This is a genomic window from Streptomyces sp. NPDC088194, assembly GCF_040702025.1.
Taxonomy (GTDB): domain Bacteria; phylum Actinomycetota; class Actinomycetes; order Streptomycetales; family Streptomycetaceae; genus Actinacidiphila.
Window position 1 is genome coordinate 137,776 of record NZ_JBFBIV010000006.1, and the last position, 18,865, is coordinate 156,640.

Genomic DNA, 18,865 nt, shown 5'->3' on the forward strand with positions numbered 1-18,865 from the left:
GGCTCGGGCGCTCAGAACCGCAGGGTGACGCTGCGGCCCGGCGCCGTCCGCACCGTGTGGACCGTGCCGCCCGCCACCACTTCGGTGCTGCGGCCGCCCACGCTGCGGATCACGGCCTGCCGCACCCGCCCGTCGCGCCAGGTCAGGTCAACGGTGAAGCCGCCGCGGGCGCCGACGCCGGTGATGTGGCCGCTGCCCGCCCACGCCTTCGGCAGCGCGGGCAGCAACTCGATCCGGCCGGGCCGGGAGTACACCAGCATCTCCACCATCGCCGACGGCGTGCCGAAGTTGGCGTCGATCTGGAAGACGCTGCTGTCCTGCCCGAGCTGGTAGATGTCGAAGAAGTTCAGCGCGGAGCCGTTGCTGTCCGCGGTGGAGGGCCGCAGGTTGGTGGTGACCAGCTGGTACGCCTTCTCCGCGTCGTGCAGCCGGGCCCAGCACAGGGCGCGCCAGGCGTTGGCCCAGCCGTAGCTGTCCATGCCGCGGGCGGTGAGCAGCGCGCGGACGGCGGCGACGAGGTCGGCGGGCGAGGAGTCGAGGGTGATGCGGTCACCGGGGAAGAACCCGATCAGCGGGGAGAGGTGGCGGTGCTGGTCCTCGCCGAGGTTGTCCGGCGACATCCACTCCTCCAGCCAGCCGTTGGCCGGGCTGATCCGCGGCAGGTAGAGCCGGTCGCGCAGGCCGCCGATGGTGCGGGCGAAGCCGGCGTCCTTGCCGAGGAGCTGGGCGGCGGTGCGGTAGTTGCCGAACAGTGCCCAGACCAGTTCCTGGGAGTAGGTGTTGCCGATGCCGTCCTGCGGGCCCTGCTCGGGCGACCAGTCCTTGTCGTCGACGAGCACCTCGCGGTCCTCGCCGGTGGCGGGGTCGGTGACGGTCATGGACACCAGCCGGGCCTGCCAGAACTCGCAGGCGCCCTTGAGCAGCGGGTAGATCCGGGCCAGGGTGCGGGCGTCCTGGGTGTACTCGTAGTGATCGAAGAGGGAGTTGGCGATCCAGGCGTTAGCCGCGGGGTGCCACCACCAGCCGGAGCCGCCGTGGATGTTGGTGGAGAACGCGACCGTCCAACCCGCCACCGTGCCGGAGGAGTTGCGGAAGCGGTTGCGGGGGTCGTTGAAGAGCTTGCCGGTGTTCTGCGTCCAGGAGGGGAGTTGGGCGAGGCAGTAGTCGGTGAAGGCGTCGAAGCAGCCGGGCAGCGCGGTCCGGTCGGCCATCCAGTAGTTCATCTGGACGTTGATGTCGGTGTGGTAGTCGCCCATCCAGGCCGGGTCGTTGACGTCCAGCCACAGCGCCTGCAGGCCCATCGGGACGCTGTCGCGGGAGCCGCAGATCATCAGGTAGCGGCCGAACTGGAGGTAGGACGCTTCGAGTTCCGGGTCGGGCGCGGCCCCGTCCGCGGCGCGGGCCTGCAGCCGGGTCCAGGTGTCGGCCTGCTTCTGCTGGTCGGTGGAGGTGCCCAGCGACAGCGTCATCGCGTCGAACAGGCGGCGGTAGTCGGCGACATGGGTGCCGCGCAGGACGGCGGGGCTGTGCCGGAGCGCGGCCCGGGCCTTGGTACGGGCGAGGGCGCGCGGGTCGAGACCGGGGGCGCGGTAGCCGCGGGCGGCGTCGGGGGCGTAGTCGGTGCCGCCGCTGAACACCACGGTGAGGTCGGCGCAGCCGGTGAACTCGATGGCGGTGGCGGTGACCTCGACGGTGCCGGTGCCGCTGGAGGCGGTGACGGCGGCGGCGTAGCGCAGGTCGTTGTCGAAGGCGGCGGCGAAGGACAGGGTGCGGTCGCCCGGGTCGCCGGCCGGGGTCTCGCCATGGGTGCCGGCCAGGGCGATCCGGCCGGTGTGGCTGCCGCCCGCGCTGCTGGACAGGTGGAGCACGATCACGTCGTCGGGGTGGCTGGCGTAGACCTCGCGGGTGTAGGTGGCGCCGCCCTGCCGGTAGGTGGCGGTGACCAGGCCGTTGCTCAGGTCCAGGGTGCGGCGGTAGTCCGTGACGGAGTCCGCGGTGTGGGCGGGTATCTGCACGGAGAGGTGGGCGAGTTGGGTGAGGGAGCCGAACTCGACCTGCTCGTAGGGGAACTGGCCGTCGTCGTCGAGGACGTCGTTGCGGGTGCCGGTCCACAGGGTGCTGTCGGTGATGTAGAGCGCCTCGTCGGCGGGGTCGCCGCCGACGAGCGCGCCGATCCGCCCGTTGCCGACCGGCAGGCCCTGCTGGATCATCGCGTCGGCAGATGCCGGGGCGGTGTACCACAGGCGTACGGCGGCGGCGTCGTCCGTACGGGGGTCGGCGGTGGGCCGCTGGGGCTCCGCGGCGGCCGCGGTGAAGGCCGGCAGCCCGGCGAACGCGGCCAGCGAGCCGGCGGTCCCGGCACCGGCCAGGGCGAGAAAGCTCCGACGACTGGGCCGCTGAGCGGGTGCGGGCTGAGGGGCGGTCATGAGGGGTGGTCCTCCTGTGATGTTCTGCGGCACGCGGGGGGTCCTGGCAGAAACGCAGGAGCAACATAAAACTACTAATTAATGGATTCAAGGGTTCTGACAGCAGTCCTTCGGACGACCTCCCCCCGGACAGGACATCCGATGTCTGGGCGGAGCATGCCCATGGCCGAGCGGAGTGATGCGCGCGGTGGGCGGATCTTTCCGACCGCCGGGCACCTCGCCGAAACGTGGGCGCCGAAACGTGGGTGCCCCCGGCCGGGTACCGACTCGGCCCCGGCCGGGGGCAGTCCGGGCGGCCGCGCGGGGAAGGGTCGGCGACCGCCCGGACGGCTCGATCGGTTCAGCTCGCGAAGACCTGGACCTCGGAGAGCTGCGCGGCCGGCCAGCCGGTGTTCGCGGTGAAGTTCAACCGCACGTAGCGCGTGGTGACCGAGGCCGGCAGGGTGACGGTCGCGGCGTTGCCGGTGGCCGGGTCGAACGTGTGGCCGGCGGAGGCGGCGAGCTGGGTGAAGCTGCTGCCGTCGGCGCTGCCCTGCACGGAGAGCGTCTGGGTGCGGGTGGCCCAGGCGGTGGCCGGCGGCAGGTTGAGCACGAGCCGCTTGACCGTGGTGGCGGCGCCCAGGTCGACCTGGAGCCACTGCGGGAAGGCGTTGTTGGCCGACTCCCAGTAGGAGTTGGCGTCACCGTCGGTGGCGTTGCCGGAGCCGTAGGACTGGGTGTGGCTGCTCTCCGACGTGGAACGGTGCAGGGCGAGGTTCCCGGTGGGCGGGGGCGTGGTGCTCCCGCCGACCACCGGCTGGGTGGGGCGGGTGGCGGTGAGGGCGATCTGGCCCTTGAGCATCCGGCCGCCGTCGCCGGTCAGCCGCAGGTAGTAGTCCGACGAGCAGGCCGTGCCGTCCTCGTCGAGCGCCAGGAACCCGGAGTTCGTCGGCACCTGCGCCTGGGTCTCGGCGGTCTTGGCGATCTGGTTGCCCTCGTTGAACTCGTCGAACATCGAGATGTAGACGCTCTGCACGCCGGCCCGGACCATGTTGTAGAACTGCCGCCACATGAAGTCGCCGTGCGCGCGCTGACGGAGCGTCACCGCACCGGGCAGCACGCACGGTTGGTAGTCGATGCCGTAGGTGGCGCACTCCGCCAGGTCCGGCACCGTCGCCACGTTGTAGAAGTTGTCGGCGTCCGAGACGTTGCCGATCCGGCCCACCATCCACGGCGAGAGCATGTCGAACGCGTGGTACACGTCCGAGAAGCCCGCACGCGAGTCGCGGTCCCCGGTACGCCACCAGGTCGGCACCCCGCCGATCACGTAACAGCCCTGGCTCTTGAACCAGTTGACGACGTCCAGGCACGCGTCGGCGGCGAACGGCCGCTGGTTGTCGGCGAACCCGAAGCCCCACACGCACACCACCGGCTTGCCGTTCTGCACCGCGTACGCCGAACTCGCGGTGTGGGCGTGCATCTTGCTGGTCCAGTCGGTCTTGATCTCCGACTGCATGTTCGTCCAGTCGGAGACGTCGTACATGATGTAGAACTTCCGCCCGTACTTCTCGGCGGAGCTGCGCACCTTCGCCGCCATGTCGTCGCGGGTCGGGCCCTCGCTGCCGTTGGGGTTGAAGCGCTGCAGCGCCGCGACGTCGATGCCGTTCTCCTGCAGCCACAGGAAGTGCGTGTCGACGGTCTGCTGGTCGTACGACGAGAACAGCGTGGCCGGCTGGCCGTTGCCGAGCGCCGCGTAGCCGGTCTGGTACGTGTGCGCGTAGTCGCTGACGTCGGGCCACGCCACGATCCCGGTGTTCGACGGCGAGGGCGCCGTCGCGTCGTTCGCGCTCCAGTGCCACCAGGCGTTGATCGGCGCGCCGTCGCCGATACAGGCGAACCAGCCCTGGTAGCCGACGGTCACCTTCCCGACCACGTCGCCGGGACCGCTGGCCGCCGACGCGGACCCCGCGGCCGCGGTCTGCGTGAGGACGGCGGTTCCTGTCGCGGTGGCGGCCACCGCGGCCTGCAGGAAGACCCTGCGTGTGACACCCATCTGGACTCCTCCGATCGGTCGTCAACTCCGGCAACCGCGGGGCTGGTGGGCGGAGATGGACCGGCCCGGCGGCTGGTGCGGGGATCGTAACGACGCGAACACACAGACGCAATAGATCGCGCATCAGGCGAAATATTTGACAGAAGATGTGCAAGAAAGTCGATGTCAATCTCTCTCCTGCATCCCGTATCCCTGCGGGCACAGCCGTGACCGCCATGCGGGTGTGACCGGCGCGGAACCCCGGCCCCCGGTTGCCCGTCCCAGGTCAGCGGGTGCAAGACTGCGCCCGCGAACACGGATCAGGAGGACACGTGGCGGAAGCGACGATCATCGGCAGCGAACGCAGCGAGGCGGGTCTGGCGACCGGGATGGAGGTGCTGCGCCGCGGCGGTTCGGCGCTGGACGCCGTGGAGGCCGCGATGCGGCGCTGCGAGGACAACCCGGCCGACCACTACGTCGGCACCGCGGGTCTGCCCAACGCCCGAGGCGAGGTCGAGCTGGACGCCTCCTTGATGCTCGGCTCCGGCCGCCGGTTCGGCGCGGTGGGCGCGCTGAAGGGCTACCCGAACCCGATCTCGGTGGCCCGCGCGGTCCTGGAGAAGCTGCCCCAGCACAGCCTGCTGGTCGGCGAGGGCGCCGCGCTCTTCGCCGAGGAGTGCGGGTTCACCACCGCCGACCTGATCACCGACGAGTCCCGCGAGCTGTGGCGCAAGCAGGTCGCCGACTCCCGCGAGTCGGTCGAGGGCGAGAACACCGCCGCCACCGACGGCGACGCCCGCTACCGGGAGAGCGCCCTCGCGCTGATCCGCCGGCTCGCCCCGCACGACGGCCCCTGGGGCACCATCAACATCATCGCCCTCGACGCCACCGGCGAGATGTGCGTGGGCGTGTCCACCTCCGGCTACCCCTACAAGTACCCCGGCCGGGTGGGCGACTCGGCGCTGCCCGGCGCCGGCAACTGGTGCGACCTGCGGGCCGGCGGCGCCGCCTGCACCGGCCGCGGCGAGCTGAGCATGCGCGGCGGCACCGCCCGCACCATCGTGGAACTGCTCTCCGACGGGCAGGAGCCGGCCGACGCGTGCCGGGCCGCGCTCGCCGACGCCGCCACCTTGCCGGACGACTTCCGCGCGGAGTTGCGCGCCCTGGCGATGACCCCCGACGGGCGCCACGGCGGCGCGGCCGGCCAGCAGGGCAGCGTCTACGGTCTGATGACCGACGCGTCCACCGAGCCGGAGTTCCGCCCGAGAATCGTGCTGTGAGCGCGGTGGGTGCCGCGCGCACCGTGAACGACGTGAGTGCCGTACGCACTGTGAGTGCCGTGAGTGCCGTGAGTGCCGTGAGGAGCCTGCTGTGAAGATCTTCCTGTCCTCCGACATGGAGGGCACCGCCGGAGTCGTCGACTGGTCGCAGTGCCGGCACGGCCAGCCCGAGTACGCGTACTACCGCACCCTCCTGCAGGAGGAGGTCAACGCCGCGATCGAGGGCGCCGCGGCCGGCGGCGCGACCGCGTTCCTCGTCAACGACTCGCACTCCACGATGTCCAACCTGCGCCCCGACGCCCTGGCCGGCCGGGCCCGTTACCTGTCCGGTCGGCACAAGCCGCTCTACATGATGCAGGGCCTGGACGACTCGTTCGACGCGGTCTTCTTCGTCTCGTACCACGGCTCCATGTCCAGCGCGCCCGCCACCTTGTCGCACACCTACAACCCGGCCGCGATCGCCGAGGTCCGGCTCAACGGCGTGGTCGCCGGCGAGAGCGGCATCAACGCGCTGGTCGCTCTCGGCCACGGCGTCCCGGTGGTCCTGATCACCGGCGACGACACCACCGCGGCCGAACTGCGCCCCTTCTGCCCGGACGCGGTCGGCGCCGTCGTGAAGTCGTCCGTGTCCCGGTTCGCCGCCGACAGCATGCATCCCGAAGAGGCCCGCGAGGTGATCCGCTCGGCGGCCCGCCGCGCCGTGCAGACCCTCCCCTCGGCGTCCCTCCCGGCGATCGCACTGCCCGCCACGCTCACCGTCCGCATGCGCAACCCCGACCTCGCGGAGATGGCCACCTGGATCACCGGCGTCGAACCGGACCCGGCCGACCCGCTCACGGTCACCCTCACCGACCAGGACCCGGTGCGGCTGTACCGGACGTTCGTGACGGTCGTGCTGCTGACCCGGGGCATCGCGGAGTGACGGCGTAGCCGATCCGCGGCCTTCGTACGATTCGCGGGCGTTCATGAATGTTCGCGGAGATTCGCGCTGTTCAAGGTATACGCGGCTTCCGTCGCGTTGTCAGTGGGATGCGTCATGCTGGCGGGAAAGGAAGCGGGCAGGCGCGGCAGCGGAGGTGGCGGCATGGGAGCGGAGCACCAGGACACGGGTGCCGGAGTGGGCGTGCTGGACCGGCGGTTCAGCGAACCGGCGGCGGAGCCGAGCACCTGGGCGGAGGTCGGCGAGGTGCTCTCCGCCGCGGGCACGTACTGGCTGACGACCGTACGCGCCGACGGACGCCCGCATCTCACGCCGCTGATCGCGGTCTGGCACCGCGAGGCGATGTACTTCTGCACGGGCGAGGGCGAGCAGAAGGCACGCAACCTCGCGGTGCACCCCGAGGTGGTCCTCGCCACCGGCGGCAGCGCGCTCAAGGACGGGCTCGACGTGGCGGTGGAGGGCAGCGCCGTGCGCGTCACCGGGCAGCGGCGCCTGGCGGAGCTGGCGGCGGCATGGGTGGCGAAGTACGGCGAGGAGTGGCGGTTCGAGCCGCTGGACGACGGCTTCCGGCACGCGGGGCCGAACGGCGGGGCGCTGGGCACGGTGCCGGTGTTCGAGGTGGCGCCGACCACGGTCTTCGCCTTCCGCAAGGGCGGGACCTACGCCCAGACCCGCTTCCGGCCCCAGCACTAGCGCGGCCGGTCGCCCCGGCGACCGCCCGCGCTTCTGCTCCGCCCCGCGCCCCGTACCCGGCCTCGCCCGAGTAGGTTGGAGGGCCGCCGACCTGCACGGTCGGCCGAAAGGGGTGCGCAGGTGCTGGAGGGGGCGGAGCCGGGCGACGCGTGGATACGCGTCCCCGTCGGCGAGGAGGCGGCCCGCTGGGCGACCCGCGGTAGCTGCCGCCGGGTGCTGCTCGTCGTGCACAACGTCACCTCGGCGACCCGGCTGCTCGACGTGCTCCCGCTCTTCCGCGACGACCTGCGGGTCCAACTCCTCGCCACCTGTACGGGTTCCTCGCCGTTCGGCGCGGGGGTGCGCGAACTCCTCGACGCGGTGGGCGTCCCGGTGCTGCCCTGGGACCAGGCGCTCCGCACCCCGGTGGACCTGGCGGTGTCGGCGAGCTTCGGCGGCGAACTGGAGCGCCTTGAGGGCAAATTGGTCATACTTTCACATGGAATCGGCTACAATAAGACCCTTGCCGGAAAGCCGGAAAGCCGGAAAGCCGGAAAGCCGGAAAGCCGGAAAGCCGGAAAGCCGGAAAGCCGGAAAGCCGGAATCGGTCTTCGGGCTGTCACGGGAGTGGCTGCTCGCCCGCGGCGAACCGATCGCGGACGCGATGGTGCTGTCCCACCCCGAGCAGGTGGACCGCCTCGCCGCCGCCTGCCCGGAAGCCGTACCGACCGCGGTGCTCGGCGGGGACCCCTGCTACGACCGGATGCTCGCCGCCGAGCACCACCGGCCGCGCTACCGGAGGGCGCTGGGCGTGCGCCCCGGCCAGCGGCTGGTCCTGCTCAACTCCACCTGGAACCCGACGTCCCTGTTCGGCGACGGCGGCCCGGATGACGTACTGCCGCTGCTGCTGCCGCGGTTGACCTCGGAGCTGCCCGCGGACGAGTACCGGGTGGCGGCCGTGCTGCACCCGAACATCTGGGCCGGGCACGGCCCCGGGCAGGTGCGGCTGTGGCTCGACCGGGCCCGCCGCGCGGGCCTGACGCTGATCGACCCGCTCGCCGGCTGGCGGCAGGCGCTGATCGCCGCGGACCTGGTGATCGGCGACTTCGGGTCGGTGAGCTACTACGCCGCCGCCCGCGGCACACCCGTGCTGCTCGGTTCCGCCTCCCTCGCCGCCCTCGGGCCCGGCACTCCGGTGGCCGCCTTCGTCCGCGCCGCGCCCCGCCTGGACCCGTACGCGGCGCTCCTTCCGCAACTGGAGCGGGCGATCACCGAGCACCGACCGCTGCGCGGTCCGGCCGAGTTGACGACCTCCTCGCCCGGCGGGTCGGCGCGGCTGCTGCGCGAGCTGTTCTACCGGCTGATCGGCATCCCCGAGCCCGCCGCCCCCGCGCGGCTCGACCCGCTGCCGCTGCCCCCGTACGAACCGGCCGAGCCCACCGCGCCGCTCCGGGTGATCGTCCACCGCGACGCCGACGGCGTCCTCGCGGTACGCCGCCACGCCGACCCTCGGCACGAACCCGACGGGCCGGGCGACGGGCATCTGGCCGTCCACGAGGACACCCTCGACCCCGGCGTGCTCGACCTCGCCGACCTGATCCTGCGCCACGCCGACCCGGACGACCCGCGGCTCGGCCCACCGCGGCGCTGGACCGCGGAGGTACTGGCGCGGTACCCGTCCTGCTCGCTCGCCGCGTACGTCACCGGCCGGCACGCGTGCGTCGTACGCCACCGCGGCGGGTTGCTGGCCGAACTCACCGCGCGGCCACGTCCCGAGGCGCCGGGCGAGACTCCGGCGGAGGACCCGGTGGAGGGCCCGGTGGAGGGTCCGGACCCGGCGCTGTACGCGTCCGCGCTGCTCGCCTTGCTCGGGCCGCACGGCGAAGGCGCCGAGCCGCTGCTCACCCGCGAGTTCACGGTGCGGACCGGGACGGCCGTGCACGCGGTGGCGTCACGGCTGCTCGGGCCGGCAGCGCAGCCGCAGGGCGGCGAGGTAGTCGAGGTGGACGGTGGCGTGCTGCGCGCCGAGGAGGGTGGCGGCACGGTCGATCAGGGGTAGCGCGGCCGGGGCGTCGCCGGCCATGAGGTCGGTCTCGGCGAGGTCGGTCAGGACCCGGGCCGCGTTGTAGGGCTCGTCGGTGGTCCGCTCGAAGTAGGCGAGCGCGGTGTCCAGGCGCTGCCTCGCCTCCTCGAAGCGGCCGAGGCCGCGCAGCGCCCGGCCCTGGTGGCGTTCGACCAGCGCCGTGGCGCGCGGCACGTCCTCACGGCCGTCGTCGTCCGGGCCGATCCGGGCGAGCAGCAGCCCGGCCTGTTCGAAGCAGCTCAGCGCCTCGGCGAAGCGCCACTCCCGCAGCCGGAGCAGGCCCAGCGTCTCGACGGCGGTGGCCCGGCCGCGCAGATGCCCGGCGGTCTCCTCCGCCCTTGCGGCGGCGGCCAGTTCGCGGCCCGCCTCCTCGTATCCGGCCGACTCGATGAGCGCGAGGGCCAGTTGGGTGTGCATGCGGCCCGCCATCCGCGGGTCGCCGTGGTAGGCGGGAGCGGCGCGGACGCCCGCGCGCAGGGCGGGCAGCACCGTGTCGTGGCAGCCCGCCTTGAGTTGGAGGGCCCACAGCGCCTCGGCACCCTCGCAGACGGCGGCGGGGTCGTCGAACTCCTCGGCGGCCAGGACGGCTTCCACGATGTTGTCGGCCTCAGCGGTCAACGCGGCGATGGCGGCGCCCTCGTCCTCGTACCGGCCCGCCAAGGCCCCGCCGTCCGCGCCGCTCACACCGTCTCCGCCGTCCGCGCCGCTCACACCGTCCGCGCCGAGCCGGTCGTAGCGGTCGTAGCGGGGGCCGATGTGCCAGCGCTGCGGCAGCGCCGCGTGGTCCGCGCGGACCGCGAACGACACGTACCACTCGACGGCGCGGCGCAGGGCGGCCGCGCACGCGGCGACGCCGTCCTCGCGGGCGGCGGCGTCGGCCGCGTGCGCGCGGACCGCGGGGCGGAAGCGGTACCGGCCGTCGGGGGCCGGCTCCAGCAGGCCGTGCTGGGCGAGTTCGGCGAGCAGGTCGCGTGCCTCCGGCTCGCCGATCCCGGCCGCGGCGGCCACCGGTCCCGGGTCCAGCGCCGGCCAGGCCCGCAGCGCGGCGAGCCGGTACACCCGGGCGGCCGGCGCCGCGAGCCGGCGGTAGAGGCCGTCGACCACGGTCCGCACCGGGTCCCCGCCGGCGGCCGGCGGCGCGGTGGCGGCCCCGGCCAGGTCGGTCGCCGCGGCCCGCAGCGCGAACGGCGAACCGGCGCAACGCTCCAGCACCGAGGGCAGCGTGGCGCGGGCCGCCGCCACGGCCTGCTTGCCGACGAGGTCGACCAGCAGCCGTTTGGCGTCCTTGTCCCCCAGCGGGTCGACGAGCACCGGCCGCGCGTCCAGGCCGGTGAGCGGGCGACGCGCGACGACCAGCGTGAACACGCCGGGCGCGGCGGTGACCAGGGGCACGACCTGGGCGGCGGTCCGCGCGTGGTCCAGCACGACCAGCAGGCGGCGGTCGGCGAGCAGCGCGCGGAACAGTTCGGCGCGGTCCTGGGCGGCGGGCGGAACGCGCTCCTGCGGGACGTGCAGCTTGAGCAGGAAGTGCCGCAGCAGCGCGGTGGCCGTGGGGGCGGTGCTGGTGGAGCCGGCCCGCAGGTCGGCGTAGAGGGTGCCGTCGGGGTAGCGGTGTGCCTGGAGACCGCCCCAGTGGAGGGCCAGCGCGCTGGTGCCGACGCCCTCCGGACCGTAGAGCACGGCGATCCGCGGACGGCCGTCGGGCTTGCGGAACGCCTCCCGGTCCAGTGCGGCGAGCGGGCCCTTGCGGTCGGTGAAGAAGCGTACGGAGGCGGGCAGCGTGTGCGGCACGTGCCGGCGGTCGGGGCGCGGGTCGGCGGGGGCGCCGCTCATCCAGGTGCCGAGGGCACGGGCCCGTTCAGGGTCGCTGCGGGCCTGGTCGACCAGGACCGCCGCCAGTGCTTCGCGGGCAGCCGCGTCGGCGGGAGCGGTGACCTCGCGGCCGGCGACGCGCGCCACGACACCGCCGACCGCCTCGCACAGCCGGCGGCCCGACTCGCCGGCCGCACCGGCGCCGACCGAACCGAGGAACGTGGTGACCGCCGACACCGACAGCGGATCAAGCACGGCACAACCCCCCGGAGCCCAGGCGTAGTCACGCGGAGTGCGCCGCTACGCCTACGTTACGTCTCGGGACCCACGGTAGTGCCTGCGGGGCTCGGGACGGCACGGTTCCGGCGTGTTCAGGAGATGCCGCCCGGCGGGGGGCCGGCGGGTGCCGCCGGTCCTCGATCAGCCCTCGATCAGTCCTCGATCAGTCCTCGACCCAGCCGTGGCTCTTGCCGAAGCGGAGCAGCTGCTGGCGAATCTGGATGATCTGCTCGCCGGTCATCCAAGGTGCCGTCTTGAGCAGGAGTTCGGTGCACTCGCGGGTGTACTCGTACTCGCTCAGCACGTCGCACATGGGGTCGTCGAGGTCGATGCCACCCGAGGAGCGGGGGGCGGAGGAGACCGCGGAACCGCGCGAGGCGGTGACACCGGCGGGCACACCGTCCGCACCGTGGGCGAGGCGGACGGAGGACGCCTTGAGCCCCCGGTCACCGTCCTCGACCTCGAACTCGACCGCGACACCGGAGCGCACGAACGACTCCGGGATCAACAGGTCATTGACGTGCAGGAACACGTCCTCACCACCGGTCTCCGGCGCAATGAACCCATAACCGCGAGCACCGTCGAACCTGACAACCCGACCGGCAACCATGCCAAACCCCCAGCAACCACTCCCGGGCCCCTTGCCCGAATGACCTGCGACGCATCGTAGCGCTCCGCCGGCGGGATCGGGTACAGGCCGTTCCCGGCGCGTCCGGCGGGTGGTCCGCGTACCTCGGCCGGCGATCCGCGTGCTCACGCCGGCGATCCGCAGTGACGGCGCCGGTCCTCGCGGCCGGTGGTACGGCGGTTGACACCGCTGACGGCCTGACGCGGCTGACGCCGCTGGCACGGCGGACACGTCGGCCCCCTTCCGCACCGGGTGTGTCGAAGCAGTCGGTACCGATCGCGAATGAACAATGCCCATCTGGTAATGCATGGCAGGCTGCGTAACCGAACCCGTCCAGGCCAGAAGGGACCAAGATGAGTCAGTCTGCGCAACCTGTGGGTGTCGTAGGGGTCGTGTCGGAGTCGCAACCCGGGGAGACGAGGGTGGCCGCCACCCCCGCGACCGTGAAGCAACTCCGCGGGCTCGGCTACGAGGTCGTCGTGGCGGCCGGGGCGGGACACGGTGCGAGCCTGTCGGACGAGGCGTACGAGGAGGCCGGCGCGACGATCGGCGACCGGGCCGGCGCGTGGGGCGCGGACGTGGTGCTGGCGGTGAACGCGCCGTCGACGGAGGAGATCGGGCTGCTCCGCGACGGTGCCGTGCTGGTCGCGCTGCTCGCCCCGGCCACCCACCCCGACCTGGTCGACGCGCTCGCCGAGCGGCCGGTCACCGCGCTGTCCATGGACGCGGTGCCGCGCATCTCCCGGGCCCAGTCGCTCGACGTGCTCAGCTCGATGGCGAACATCGCCGGGTACCGGGCGGTGGTGGAGGCGGCCCACCTCTTCGGGCGGTTCTTCACCGGCCAGGTCACCGCGGCCGGCAAGGTGCCGCCGGCGAAGGTGCTCATCGCGGGCGCGGGCGTGGCCGGTCTCGCGGCGATCGGCGCCGCCGGCAGCCTGGGCGCGGTGGTGCGCGCCACCGACCCGCGGCCGGAGGTCGCCGACCAGGTCAAGTCGCTGGGCGGCGAGTACCTCTCGGTCGAGTCGGCGGAGGCCGAGGTGAGCGCCACCGGCTATGCGAAGGAGATGTCGGACGACTACAACACCCGCGCCGCCGCGCTCTACGCCCAGCAGGCCGCGGACGTGGACATCATCATCACCACCGCGCTGATCCCCGGCCGCCCGGCGCCGCTGCTGATCACCGAGGAGATGGTGGCGAGCATGCGGCCGGGCAGCGTCGTGGTGGACATGGCGGCCGCGCAGGGCGGCAACGTGGCGGGCACCGTCGCCGGGGAGGTGGTCGTCACCCCGAACCAGGTGTCGATCGTCGGCTACACCGATCTGGCCGGGCGGCTGCCCACCCAGGCGTCGCAGCTGTACGGCACCAACCTGGTGAACCTGCTGAAGCTGCTCACCCCCGGCAAGGACGGGCGGGTCGTGCTCGACTTCGACGACGTGGTGCAGCGCTCGGTGACGGTGGTGCGCGACGGCGAGAAGACCTGGCCGCCACCGCCGGTGCAGGTCTCGGCGGCGCCCGCGCCGGCGGCCGGCGGCGCGTCACCGCCGACGCCGCCCGCGGGCAAGGCGGCGAAGCGGCCGGCCACCGCGAGCCGCCGCTACACCGTGGTCGGCGCCGCAGCGGCCGTGCTGTTCGTGCTCGCCGGCTTCGCCCCCGCCCAACTCATCGGCAACCTCACGGTGTTCGTGCTGGCCATCGTGATCGGCTACTACGTGATCGGGCATGTGCACCACGCCCTGCACACCCCGCTGATGTCGGTGACCAACGCGATCTCCGGCATCATCGTGGTCGGCGCGCTGCTCCAGATCGGGCACGCGCACACGGCCGTCACGGTGCTGTCGTTCGTGGCGATCCTGCTGGCGTCCATCAACATCTTCGGCGGATTCGCCGTGACCCGCCGCATGCTCGGCATGTTCTCCAAGGACTGAGGCCGCGATGACTGCATCGACCGCCGCGCAGGCGGCCTACATCGTCGCGGCTCTGCTGTTCATCCTCAGCCTGGCCGGACTGTCCAAGCACGAGACGTCCCGTTCCGGCGTGGTGTTCGGCATCTCCGGCATGGCGATCGCGCTGGCCGCGACCATCGGCCTGGCCTCCCGCAGCATCGCCGCCACCGGGATCGGCCTGCTGGTCGTCGCGATGGTGATCGGCGCGGGGATCGGCCTGTGGCGGGCCCGCCGGGTCGAGATGACCGGGATGCCGGAACTCATCGCGATACTGCACAGCTTCGTCGGCCTGGCCGCGGTTCTCGTCGGCTGGGACGGCTATCTCGAAGTGGAGGCCAAGGGCAGCGGCCAGACCACCATCGCGCACGACCTGCTGGGCATCCACCACGCCGAGGTGTTCATCGGCATCTTCATCGGAGCGGTCACCTTCACCGGCTCGATCATCGCGTTCCTGAAGCTGTCCGCGCGGATCAAGTCGAGCCCGCTGATGCTGCCGGGCCGCAACTACCTCAACGTGGGCGCCCTCGTGGCGTTCGTCGGGCTGACCGCCGCGTTCGTGGCGTCGCCGAACATCGGCCTGCTGATCGCGGTCACCGTCGTCGCCCTCGCGCTCGGGCTGCACCTGGTCGCGTCCATCGGCGGCGGTGACATGCCGGTGGTGGTCTCCATGCTCAACAGCTACTCCGGTTGGGCCGCGGCGGCGTCCGGCTTCCTCCTCGACAACAACCTGCTGATCGTCACCGGCGCGCTGGTCGGCTCCTCCGGTGCGTACCTGTCGTACATCATGTGCACCGCGATGAACCGGTCCTTCCTGTCGGTGATCGCCGGCGGCTTCGGTATGGAGGCGGCCCCCTCGGACGACAGGGAGTACGGCGAGCACCGCGAGATCAACGCCGAGGAGACCGCGGAACTGCTGCGCTCCGCCTCGTCGGTGGTGATCACCCCGGGGTACGGCATGGCGGTCGCGCAGGCGCAGTACCCGGTCGCCGACCTCACCCGGCGGCTGCGCGAGCGCGGGGTGGAGGTCCGCTTCGGCATCCACCCGGTGGCGGGGCGACTGCCCGGGCATATGAACGTCCTGCTCGCCGAGGCCAAGGTGCCGTACGACATCGTGCTGGAGATGGACGAGATCAACGACGATCTCGCGGCGACCACCGTGGTGCTGGTGATCGGCGCGAACGACACCGTCAACCCGGCCGCGGCGGAGGACCCGGCCAGCCCGATCGCGGGCATGCCGGTGCTGCGGGTGTGGGAGGCGGAGAACGTGGTGGTCTTCAAGCGCTCGATGAACACCGGCTACGCGGGCGTGCAGAACCCGCTGTTCTTCCGGGAGAACACCCAGATGCTGTTCGGCGACGCGAAGGAGCGGGTGGAGGACATCCTCAAGGTGCTGTGAACCCCACGGGCACCGTGCCGGCCGGTTTCTACGCCACGGACCCGCGCCCCGGCGGTACGAACCGGGGCGCGGGCCCCGTCCGCTGGGCCCCGTCCGCTGGGATGCGTCCGCCGGGCGCGGGCCGAGCCGATAGGGTCCGTGCAGCGGACGCAACCGGGGGGATGCATGCGGATCACGTGGTCCACCGTGCTGTGCGCAGCGGCCGTCTTCGTCCTGCTGCTGTCGGGCGACGAACCCGGCGACGGGGTGCCGGCCGGGCCGCACCTGAGCAAGTCCGTGGTGGAGGCCGACCTCTCGGGCGTGGTGACGGCGGTGCGGGCGCCGCAGGTCACCGGGCTCATCACCGTCGGGCTCAAGGTCTCCGTCAAGCGCACGGGCAAGCCGCTGCCAGCGGAGTGCTTCGCCGACAGCGGCTACAGCACGGTCACCAACACTCCCGGCAACTACACCGCGGTCGTGCGCGCCCTCGTGGCCGACGGCTGGCACGTCTACCGGCGCACCACCGCGCACGGCCTGGTCGACACGGGTCTGTCCAAGGGCGGCTGGGACCTGTCGGTGTCCCGTTCCCTCGATCGCGGCATCCTCGATGCGATCGTCCTCTACGCCACCGACACCACCTGCTAGCCCCGCCGGCTTGATCGCCTACGCTCGGTCACTGAACGGGAATCGCGAGGCGGAGGAGTTGCCGGGCATGGCCGACGAGGACGCGAGCAAGACCGCTGGGACGGAGGGCCGGGCCACCGTGTTCGGTTCGATCGCCGCGGAGTACGGGCGGTTGCGGCCGGCGCCGTGTGACGCGGCCGTGGACTGGCTGGTGCCCGAGGGCGCCGCGCGGGTGCTCGACCTGGCTGCCGGGGCCGGCACGTTGACCGGGCTGCTCACCGCGCGGGGGCCCGAGGTGGTCGCGGTCGAACCGGACGGCCGGATGCGGGCGGTGCTCGCGGAGCGGAACCCGGGGGTGACCGTGCTCGAGGGCACCGCGGAGGCCATTCCGCTGCCGGACGGCACCCTTGACGCGGTCGTGGTCTCCTCGGCGTGGCACTGGTTCGACACCGAGCGGGCGGTGCCGGAGATCGCCCGGGTGCTGCGGCCCGGCGGCCGGCTGAGCGTCGTGTGGAACGGACTCGACGACACCGTGCCCTGGGTGCACGAGTGGCGCACCGGGTTGCGCGCCGCCCGTACGGCCGAACGTGACCGCCCGCCACGGGAGCACTTCCGGCGCGGCGAGCGGCTGCGGGAGACCCTCGCCGGCCCCGGCTCCCCCTTCGCGGAGCCCGAGCACGCCACCTTCACCTGCGCCCGCCGTACCACCCCCGCCGACGCGGCCGCCCTCCTCGGCACCTACAGCCGTCTCCTCATCCTCCCCGCCGACCAGCGCGCCGCCCTCATCTCCCAGGCGGAGCAGGCCCTTCGCGCCCGCCCCGGCCTCCTCGACCCCGACGGCACGATCGACCTCCCCTTCCGCTCCATGTGCTGGCGGACCGACCGCGTCCCCTCGGACCGCCCGTCCGCGTGAGCCCGTCCGCCTGAGCGAGTCCGCGTGAGCCCGTCCGCGTGAGCCCGCCCGTCCGCGTCACGCCGGGACCCAACTTCCGTGGAAGCCGAGGGGGACCGGCCCGGGCAGATGGATACGGGCCAGCGGCGCCCCGCTGAAGTCCTGCGCGGCGAGGATCACCAGATCCGCGGCGCCCCGCACGGGATCGTGGACGTAGGCGAGGGCGTAGCCGTCGTCCTCGGCGCGGGCGCCGCCGCCGGCGGCCGGCACGAACACCGCCTCGCTCGCGGGTGAGTCCTTCGGGAAGCGGTGCACCTCGGTGCTCCCCCGCAACAGGTCGTGCTTGAGCAGCGCGTTGCCGAAGACGCGGTCGGGCGCCACCCCGTCCACCGTCTCGTAGGCCCGCCACATCTCTCCGGCCGTGGCCGCGTAGCCGTACCGGTGGCGGCGGGAGACCAGCGACTCACGGACCCGGGGGAACTCCTGCGGCCGGTCGTCGATCCGCTGGGAGCGCAACCGCCCGTGCGCCAGGTCGATCGTCCAGCGGTCCAGGCGGGGCGTGCCGAGCGCCGAGGGGCCGTCGCAGCCGCGCCCGGCCGCGAAGAACGGCGTCGGGAAGCTGGTGAAGTCGACGGTGACGGTGGTCCCGTCGTCGTAGGCGTTGAGCGTGTGCGAGTAGTACGCCGACGGGTCGGTCTCGAACCAGCGGATCGGCCCGCCGGCCCGCGGCAGCACCCCGACCCGGGCCGGATGCCTGTCGTTCCAGGTGTACGGCACCAGCGCGCCGGCCTGCGCGGCGGCGGCGTCGAACGTCACCGGGGTGTCGAACACCACCACATAGCGCCCGGTCAGGGCGAAGTCGTGCATCATCGGGCTGTCCGCGACCGGGATGCGGGTGGTGCGCGCCACCCGCCCGGTGCGGTCGACGACCAGGTGCCGTACGTGGTCCCAGGTCGGGTAGTACGTGATCGCGTGCAGCTCGTCGGCCTGTTCGTCGTACTTGGTGTGCGCGGTGAACGCACCGCTGAGCGTCCCGCCGAAGTCGTACGGCCCGAGGGTGTCCAGTTCCTCGCCGAGTTCGTACGGCGTCGGGCCGCTCTCCTGGAGGGCCATCACCCGGCCCTTGTAGGGGATGACGTGGGTGTTGTTGGCGAAGTCGTCGGCGGGGGCCTGCCACGGGTAGGGCTCGCCGAGCTTCGCGGCGACGGCCGCGGACCTGACCCAGCGGTTGCGGTACCACTCGGCGCGCCCGTCACGCAGCCGCACGCCGTGCACCATGCCCTCGCCGAGCATCCAGTGGTGGGCGCGGGGGTCCTCAAGCCCCAGCACATTGGGGCCCGTTCGCAGATAGCGGCCGTCCAGCTCGCGTGGGACGCGGCCGGTGACCGGCAGGTCGAAGGCGGTCACCTCCTCGGTGGCCGGGGCGAACGCGCCGTGCAGGAAGGGGTAGGGGTCGCGGCGCGCGGTGGGCGACGCCGCCTGTGCCCGCGGGGCGCCGGGCAGACCGGGCAGACCCGGTGCGCCGAGCGCGGTGAACCCGCCGAGCGCCGCCGCGCCCGAGCCGCGCAGCACATTCCGTCGTGTGAGATCCGTCATGATCCGAACTCCCCGTCGCAGCCGTTCCGAAAGGGGTACCGCACGGCGCGGCGCCCTCTACGACTGTGCCGTCCACGGGCCTCTGACCTCACTACTGTTGCCTTGCCGACTGGGGTGGGGCCAGCATGCCCAAGCTTTCCCCCGTCCCGCACCGGCGGCACCGTCCGTGAGCACGGCGGCCATCTCGTCACGTTCCGGGGTCGGTTCGAAAGCTTGGCATCCGCTTTACCGGCGACCGGAACCGCGCTGATCGCCGGGGAGTCTTAAGTTTGGTAGTCGCAGCCGATGCAGTGATATGAGCGGA

At 72.8% G+C, this 18,865-nt stretch carries 13 protein-coding genes; 8 read left to right on the forward strand and 5 right to left on the reverse strand.

What is annotated here, in order from left to right:
* Positions 1-11: 11 nt before the first annotated feature.
* Together AB0399_RS04955 and AB0399_RS04960 are read right to left on the reverse strand one after the other, a co-directional pair.
* On the reverse strand, positions 12-2,426 hold the full coding sequence (locus AB0399_RS04955; protein WP_366410251.1) for a glycoside hydrolase N-terminal domain-containing protein: 2,415 nt from the start codon (positions 2,424-2,426) through the stop codon (positions 12-14).
* Between the two features lie 340 nt (positions 2,427-2,766).
* On the reverse strand, positions 2,767-4,458 hold the full coding sequence (locus AB0399_RS04960; RefSeq protein ID WP_329362762.1) for a discoidin domain-containing protein: 1,692 nt from the start codon (positions 4,456-4,458) through the stop codon (positions 2,767-2,769).
* Positions 4,459-4,769: 311 nt separating this feature from the next.
* Here AB0399_RS04960 and AB0399_RS04965 point away from each other — a divergent pair, with 311 nt between their 5' ends.
* The 4 genes from AB0399_RS04965 (at position 4,770) to AB0399_RS04980 (ending at position 9,388) form a co-directional block, all read left to right on the forward strand.
* A complete protein-coding gene (locus AB0399_RS04965) occupies positions 4,770-5,717 on the forward strand; it encodes a N(4)-(beta-N-acetylglucosaminyl)-L-asparaginase (protein WP_328471882.1) in 948 nt (315 codons plus the stop codon).
* Between the two features lie 91 nt (positions 5,718-5,808).
* Positions 5,809-6,639, forward strand: a complete 831-nt coding sequence (locus AB0399_RS04970; protein ID WP_366410252.1) for a M55 family metallopeptidase — start codon at positions 5,809-5,811, stop codon at positions 6,637-6,639.
* A 162-nt stretch (positions 6,640-6,801) separates the two neighbouring features.
* Complete coding sequence (locus AB0399_RS04975) at positions 6,802-7,350, forward strand: pyridoxamine 5'-phosphate oxidase family protein (RefSeq protein ID WP_366410253.1); 549 nt, start codon at positions 6,802-6,804, stop codon at positions 7,348-7,350.
* Between the two features lie 502 nt (positions 7,351-7,852).
* Positions 7,853-9,388, forward strand: coding sequence for a hypothetical protein (locus tag AB0399_RS04980; protein WP_366410254.1), 1,536 nt, complete (start codon positions 7,853-7,855; stop codon positions 9,386-9,388).
* Here AB0399_RS04980 and AB0399_RS04985 read toward each other — a convergent pair.
* Together AB0399_RS04985 and AB0399_RS04990 are read right to left on the reverse strand one after the other, a co-directional pair.
* Positions 9,281-11,479, reverse strand: coding sequence for a tetratricopeptide repeat protein (locus AB0399_RS04985; protein WP_366410255.1), 2,199 nt, complete (start codon positions 11,477-11,479; stop codon positions 9,281-9,283). The two genes, AB0399_RS04980 and AB0399_RS04985, sit on opposite strands and share 108 nt — an antisense overlap.
* A gap of 187 nt (positions 11,480-11,666) precedes the next feature.
* Positions 11,667-12,113, reverse strand: coding sequence for a cold shock domain-containing protein (locus tag AB0399_RS04990; protein ID WP_329362771.1), 447 nt, complete (start codon positions 12,111-12,113; stop codon positions 11,667-11,669).
* Positions 12,114-12,484: 371 nt separating this feature from the next.
* Here AB0399_RS04990 and AB0399_RS04995 point away from each other — a divergent pair, with 371 nt between their 5' ends.
* The 4 genes from AB0399_RS04995 to AB0399_RS05010 all read left to right on the forward strand — a co-directional run bounded on the left by AB0399_RS04995 (position 12,485) and on the right by AB0399_RS05010 (position 16,986).
* Positions 12,485-14,056, forward strand: coding sequence for a Re/Si-specific NAD(P)(+) transhydrogenase subunit alpha (locus AB0399_RS04995; RefSeq protein ID WP_366410256.1), 1,572 nt, complete (start codon positions 12,485-12,487; stop codon positions 14,054-14,056).
* A gap of 7 nt (positions 14,057-14,063) precedes the next feature.
* The gene (gene pntB / locus AB0399_RS05000; RefSeq protein WP_329362775.1) at positions 14,064-15,470 is read left to right on the forward strand and encodes a Re/Si-specific NAD(P)(+) transhydrogenase subunit beta; all 1,407 of its coding nucleotides are present in this window, start codon (positions 14,064-14,066) and stop codon (positions 15,468-15,470) included.
* A 165-nt stretch (positions 15,471-15,635) separates the two neighbouring features.
* Positions 15,636-16,094, forward strand: coding sequence for a hypothetical protein (locus tag AB0399_RS05005; RefSeq protein ID WP_366410257.1), 459 nt, complete (start codon positions 15,636-15,638; stop codon positions 16,092-16,094).
* Between the two features lie 67 nt (positions 16,095-16,161).
* Positions 16,162-16,986, forward strand: a complete 825-nt coding sequence (locus AB0399_RS05010) for a class I SAM-dependent methyltransferase (RefSeq protein WP_366410258.1) — start codon at positions 16,162-16,164, stop codon at positions 16,984-16,986.
* A gap of 57 nt (positions 16,987-17,043) precedes the next feature.
* Here AB0399_RS05010 and AB0399_RS05015 read toward each other — a convergent pair whose 3' ends face one another.
* Positions 17,044-18,561 (reverse strand): carotenoid oxygenase family protein, encoded by a 1,518-nt coding sequence (locus tag AB0399_RS05015; RefSeq protein WP_366410259.1) that lies wholly within the window; start codon positions 18,559-18,561, stop codon positions 17,044-17,046.
* Between the last annotated feature and the right edge of the window lie 304 nt (positions 18,562-18,865).

Bases quoted from the DNA above. Each gene is read 5' to 3' on its own strand.
- AB0399_RS04955 (WP_366410251.1), bottom strand. From the start codon at position 2,426: ATGACCGCCCCTCAGCCCGCACCCGCTCAGCGGCCCAGTCGTCGGAGC.
- AB0399_RS04960 (WP_329362762.1), bottom strand. From the start codon at position 4,458: ATGGGTGTCACACGCAGGGTCTTCCTGCAGGCCGCGGTGGCCGCCACC.
- AB0399_RS04975 (WP_366410253.1), top strand. From the start codon at position 6,802: ATGGGAGCGGAGCACCAGGACACGGGTGCCGGAGTGGGCGTGCTGGAC.
- AB0399_RS04990 (WP_329362771.1), bottom strand. From the start codon at position 12,113: ATGGTTGCCGGTCGGGTTGTCAGGTTCGACGGTGCTCGCGGTTATGGG.
- AB0399_RS04995 (WP_366410256.1), top strand. From the start codon at position 12,485: ATGAGTCAGTCTGCGCAACCTGTGGGTGTCGTAGGGGTCGTGTCGGAG.
- pntB (WP_329362775.1), top strand. From the start codon at position 14,064: ATGACTGCATCGACCGCCGCGCAGGCGGCCTACATCGTCGCGGCTCTG.
- AB0399_RS05005 (WP_366410257.1), top strand. From the start codon at position 15,636: ATGCGGATCACGTGGTCCACCGTGCTGTGCGCAGCGGCCGTCTTCGTC.
- AB0399_RS05010 (WP_366410258.1), top strand. From the start codon at position 16,162: ATGGCCGACGAGGACGCGAGCAAGACCGCTGGGACGGAGGGCCGGGCC.
- AB0399_RS05015 (WP_366410259.1), bottom strand. From the start codon at position 18,561: ATGACGGATCTCACACGACGGAATGTGCTGCGCGGCTCGGGCGCGGCG.